The organism is Candidatus Poribacteria bacterium, from assembly GCA_021295755.1.
In the GTDB taxonomy this organism is placed as follows: Bacteria; Poribacteria; WGA-4E; order WGA-4E; family PCPOR2b; genus PCPOR2b.
This window is the reverse complement of sequence record JAGWBT010000109.1, coordinates 11971-16541: the sequence shown is the minus strand read 5'-3', so window position 1 is coordinate 16541 and position 4571 is coordinate 11971. Positions and strand designations below refer to the sequence as shown.

General features: G+C 51.8%; 5 protein-coding genes and 1 pseudogene. 1 reads left to right on the top strand and 5 read right to left on the bottom strand.

Annotation, left to right across the window (positions count from 1 at the left end):
* The 5 genes from J4G02_15715 to J4G02_15695 all read right to left on the bottom strand — a co-directional run.
* Positions 1 to 393 (bottom strand): mitomycin antibiotic biosynthesis protein (locus tag J4G02_15715; protein MCE2396011.1); only part of this gene is annotated, 393 nt, incomplete at its 3' end.
* Positions 394 to 412: 19 nt separating this feature from the next.
* Complete coding sequence (locus tag J4G02_15710) at positions 413 to 601, bottom strand: hypothetical protein (GenBank protein MCE2396010.1); 189 nt, start codon at positions 599 to 601, stop codon at positions 413 to 415.
* A 31-nt stretch (positions 602 to 632) separates the two neighbouring features.
* A complete protein-coding gene (locus tag J4G02_15705) occupies positions 633 to 860 on the bottom strand; it encodes a type II toxin-antitoxin system MqsA family antitoxin (protein MCE2396009.1) in 228 nt (75 codons plus the stop codon).
* Positions 861 to 901: 41 nt separating this feature from the next.
* On the bottom strand, positions 902 to 1138 hold the full coding sequence (locus tag J4G02_15700; protein MCE2396008.1) for a DUF433 domain-containing protein: 237 nt from the start codon (positions 1136 to 1138) through the stop codon (positions 902 to 904).
* 9 nt (positions 1139 to 1147) lie between these two features.
* The gene (locus J4G02_15695; GenBank protein ID MCE2396007.1) at positions 1148 to 1366 is read right to left on the bottom strand and encodes a hypothetical protein; all 219 of its coding nucleotides are present in this window, start codon (positions 1364 to 1366) and stop codon (positions 1148 to 1150) included.
* A 112-nt stretch (positions 1367 to 1478) separates the two neighbouring features.
* Between J4G02_15695 and J4G02_15690 the strand changes: the two are divergent.
* Positions 1479 to 4228, top strand: a pseudogene (locus J4G02_15690) (tetratricopeptide repeat protein).
* The last annotated feature ends 343 nt before the right edge of the window (positions 4229 to 4571 follow it).

Sequence of the window (4571 nt, the reverse complement as noted above, 5' to 3'; positions counted from 1 at the left end):
CGGAGACCCACCGGTCGCACGATGCGGCAAAACCGCCCGAATGTGCTGGATGGGGTTGCACACAATCTCCGAACCGCAGAGTGACTCCGCCACGTCCAGAATCTTCGGGTTTTTCAGGAAGTTAAAGGTCGCCTCGCCACGTGCCTGCATAATATCCAAATTACCAGCGACTTCCGGAATTTCCTTCGCTAGAAGCAGCAACCGCCGCGTAAACGGTTCGTCCTCATGCAGCGAACTCACCTTTCCTTCGGCGTACAACTTCTGTGCGCGTCCGTCAATAAGATCGGAATACTCGTCAATGACCGGCTGCAAGTCCTCCGTATCTAACACATTTTCCAACCGTAAATAACCGTCCTCGTGGAACGAGGAAATTTGAGCCTCTGTCAAGTGCATAGTGGTTATCTCCTTGATATTAGTGACCGAGTCTGATGCTTGTAGCATCATCCCCGCTCGTTTTGGATTCGTTAGTGCTATCCGGTTCTAACTGGATAGATCGCACCCTGAAACCCTTCCTCTTGGAACCAACCTTTTTCACCTGTAAATCTCTCAAATCATATTCCGGACGAAGTTCCTCATCCATCTCCGCATCAACCTTCTTCATAATCTTCCCTTAGGCTGAATTTCTTCGCAGGTTATGCAAAAGCAGCGACCGCTACGGGACGTTTAGTCGCAACCCCTTCTCGCTGGCGTTTAATGCGCTCAATTTCATGTAGTGTATGTGCTGTCAGATAGCTCTCACCACAATGAGGGCAGCTTATCACGGGCACACCTTCAATGACAAGCAGAGATTCTCCTTCCCCGTAGTTCCGCGAAATGTAACGTTGACGCGCCCCCGATTTTCCACAAATATCACACACCATGGCTTGATTCTTTGTTGTTTTTTTCGACATAGGCGGTGAATTCACACCACTTGCTCGGCAATTGGATAAATGACATCGGCACGCAACGCCTCTGTGGCGAAGCTAAATGCTGCTTGAATCCCTTTCTTGGTCAAACGCGGATGTGCTTCAAGGAGTTGTTCAACCGTTTCCCCTGCAGCGAGTTTTTCCAGAATCAATTCAACCGTGATGCGCGTACCTGCAACGACAGGCTTACCCATCATGATTGATGGATGGGATTGTATAAGTTTAGTGTCCATAACAGTTTATTATGCCTTTTGTTGGTGCTGGTCAATAATTTTTCCCAATGCTCTCAAGGCAGTATTCACCGATTCAGCATCAGGGAATATTTTGGCAACATCATCATCAAGTCTAACAATATTTGTGCCTTCCCGGTATCTCTGGGCATATTTGCCCTGAACCCCTTTACTGAAATCGCATTCATCAAGTAAATCCGGATCTTGCCGATTGACCACCGCTTTCTCCATAGCTTATCCTTCCGCAAAAACTTTCCAGTTGAAACCGCCCGAAAAACCTGATAAAATTAGGATCCAAAACACTTGTCAAACTCAAAACTGTAGTCAAGAGGAAGCCCCAGCCATGCGACTTTGGACAAAATTCCTACTTCTTGGTTTCCTGATCTTGCTGATCAACAGCGCGTACCTGATCAGCTTCGGGGAGCCGACCCTATTTTACATCGGCAACGTCCTGATCCACATCGTCCTCGGTGTTGGGTTGATCGTCCCGTTTATCGTCTATGTGTGCAAGCGTTTCGATGGCATGTCAATCATCGGCAAAGGCGGAGTCGTTTCTCTGGGAATTGGGGCAATTTCCGGCGTGTACCTGATGTTTGTCGGTGCCACAACCCCCAACCGTTGGTTACTCGTCCTCCATATCGTGGCAGTGACACTCGGCGCGATCCTATTTGTCGGACATCTGCTGATTTTGGCACGGCACGCGGAGACCGAGTTTTCACGTAGGGCGGCGCAAATCACCGGAATCGTTCTCCTCATCAGCCTGCTGTTCCCTGTTGGAGCAAGGCTGATCCAACACTATCGACCCAACCCGGACTATCTCGTGAAAAACCCGCTCTCTCCGCCGACCAGTATGTACGAGGAAGGTGGCGGCACCGATGGACCATTCTTCCCCGCCTCCGTCGAAACCTATACCGGCGATCTAATCCCTACCGATTTCTTTCTGACCTCCCAAACCTGTGCCGAGAGCGGATGCCACCCGGACATCTACAAACAGTGGAACGAATCGGCGCATCACTTCGCCTCCTTCAACAACCAGTGGTATCGCAAATCGGTTATGTATATGCAGGATGTCAACGGGATCCAACCGTCCAAATGGTGTGGTGGGTGTCACGACCCCGCAATCCTGCTGAACGGCGTGATGGATCGACCGATCCGGGAGAACTTGCACACACCCGCCGCCCAGGCCGGACTCGCGTGTACGGCGTGTCACTCAATACGATGGGCAACAGCGGATATATCATCAAGTATCCGCCCCTGCACGAGATGGCAGCCAGTGAAAATACTGCAATTCGCAAACTCCATAACTACCTTATCCGCCTAGATCCCGAACCTCATAAAAAGAGCTTCCTCAAACCCTTCCACCGTCAGAACACAGCGGAGTTCTGTTCCACCTGTCACAAGGTGCATCTTGATGTGCCGGTCAACAATTTCCGCTGGTTTCGTGGCTTCGACGACTACGATCAGTGGCAGATGAGTGGCGTCTCCCATCAGGGCGCACTGTCCTTCTACTACCCCGAAGAACCGAAGAAATGCGTCGACTGCCACATGCCACTAGTTCCCTCGAAAGACGCAGCGAATATCGACGGCAGGGTGCACAGCCACCGCTTTCCCGCAGCAAACACGGCGCTGCCCTTCGTAAACAAACACGACGAACAGCTCAAGGCAACGATCGACTTCCTCCAGAACAATCAGGTAAGCGTCGATATCTTCGCACTAAGTCCCGCGACACCGATTCAGTCCCAATCCCATGGAGGTGTTAGCACCTCCCGTCCCAACTCTCAACTCCGCGCATTTAGTATGATGGAGGGCGGAAGTCAGGGACACGCTATCGGCACAGTCACGGACATAACGAAGCTGGTCGCACCCATCAACGACTCCAACGCAACGGTTCAGCGTGGCGAGGAGATTCGGGTTGATGTGGTCGTGCGCACAAGGAACGTGGGACACCGATTCCCCGCCGGCACCATTGATACGGACGAAAACGGAAAGGTCATCTTCTGGAGCGGGCAAATCGAAGCGGAAGATGGAAACGGACCCGTTGATCCGGGGGCGCATTTTTATCGGGCGTATATGCTCGATGAACACGGAAACCTGATCAACAAACGCAACGCTTGGGCGGCGCGGACTGTCCTCTACGCAAACACCATTCCCCCCGGCGCTGCGGACACCGTTCACTATCGGCTCCTCATCCCACCGGATTGCGGTGATGAGATTCAGCTGCACGCAAAGTTGAATTACCGCAAATTCAATATGCAGGAGTACGAGATCCGGAGGACACCGATTTTCAGGTCGATAAAGGCTATGACGATGGACATTGGGTCTTCACAGGGAACACATCGGATGTCGCCGGGCAGGTCAAGGCGATCCCCAACCTGCCAATTGTCCCTATGGCAGAGGATAAAGCAACGTTGCAAGTGATAGATCAAGATGAATCGAGCGAGCCGGTAATCGGAGGTTCAAGAGAGAATCCGAAATCGAACCACCGTGAGCGTTGGAATGACTACGGTATCGGGCTATTCCTTCAGGGCGATCTCAAAGGTGCGGAAGCGGTATTCCTGAAAGTCACCGAAATTGAACCCGACTATATGGACGGCTGGGTCAATGTGGCACGGTGTCGCATTGAGGAGGGAGATATGACAGGTGCCGAAGAGATGCTTGAGGAAGCGATGACCCGCCAAACGAGCGAAGGTGCACTACTTCTACGCGCTGGTCCAGAAGGCGTACGGAAAATATGACGACGCGCTCGAACACCTGCGGACCGCTGCCCGCCAATTTCCGCGGGATCGGCGAATTCTCAACGAAATCGGCAGGCTGCTCTACCTGCAGCGGAAGTACGAAGCCGCACTCGCTGAATTTCAGAAAACATTGGCCGTCGATCCAGAGGATCTGGATGCCCACTACAACATGATGCTGTGCTATCGCGCGCTCAAGAACGAGGTGATGGCAGCGAAAGAGCAAAAACTGTATCTGCGGTTTAAGGCAGACGAATCTGTCGACGCCATCACCGGCATCACCCGTCGCGCAGACCCGTACGCGAATATCGAACGTCAACGCATCCACGAACACACCTCTGGGTTGAACGAACCAAAATGACCGTAGGGGTGGGATTTTGGGTTTTAGACATGCTGTAGTCCATAGATCGAGATTCATATCTCGACACCCAAATGTCGATTTTGGAAAATAGACCCACGGCAGGGCAACCACAAGGGTTGCCCCTACAGGAATCGACCAAATGTAGGGGCAGGTCTTGTGCCTGCCCATCTTTACTCTTTCTTTTTGATTTGTGGAGATTCGCGTTAATTCGCGGATGCTCTAATACTTTGTACCTTCTTCTTACACAAACAAAGGAGATAATCAACAATGGCTTACACACTTGAAGACGAATTCGGAGACATCATTGGCAAGGCAAGACGCGGGAACGGTCTCAGCGTGGGCG

Excerpts from the sequence above, each read along its gene's own strand:
- J4G02_15710 (MCE2396010.1), bottom strand. The coding sequence starts at position 601 with ATGAAGAAGGTTGATGCGGAGATGGATGAGGAACTTCGTCCGGAATAT.
- J4G02_15705 (MCE2396009.1), bottom strand. The coding sequence starts at position 860 with ATGGTGTGTGATATTTGTGGAAAATCGGGGGCGCGTCAACGTTACATT.
- J4G02_15700 (MCE2396008.1), bottom strand. The coding sequence starts at position 1,138 with ATGGACACTAAACTTATACAATCCCATCCATCAATCATGATGGGTAAG.
- J4G02_15695 (MCE2396007.1), bottom strand. The coding sequence starts at position 1,366 with ATGGAGAAAGCGGTGGTCAATCGGCAAGATCCGGATTTACTTGATGAA.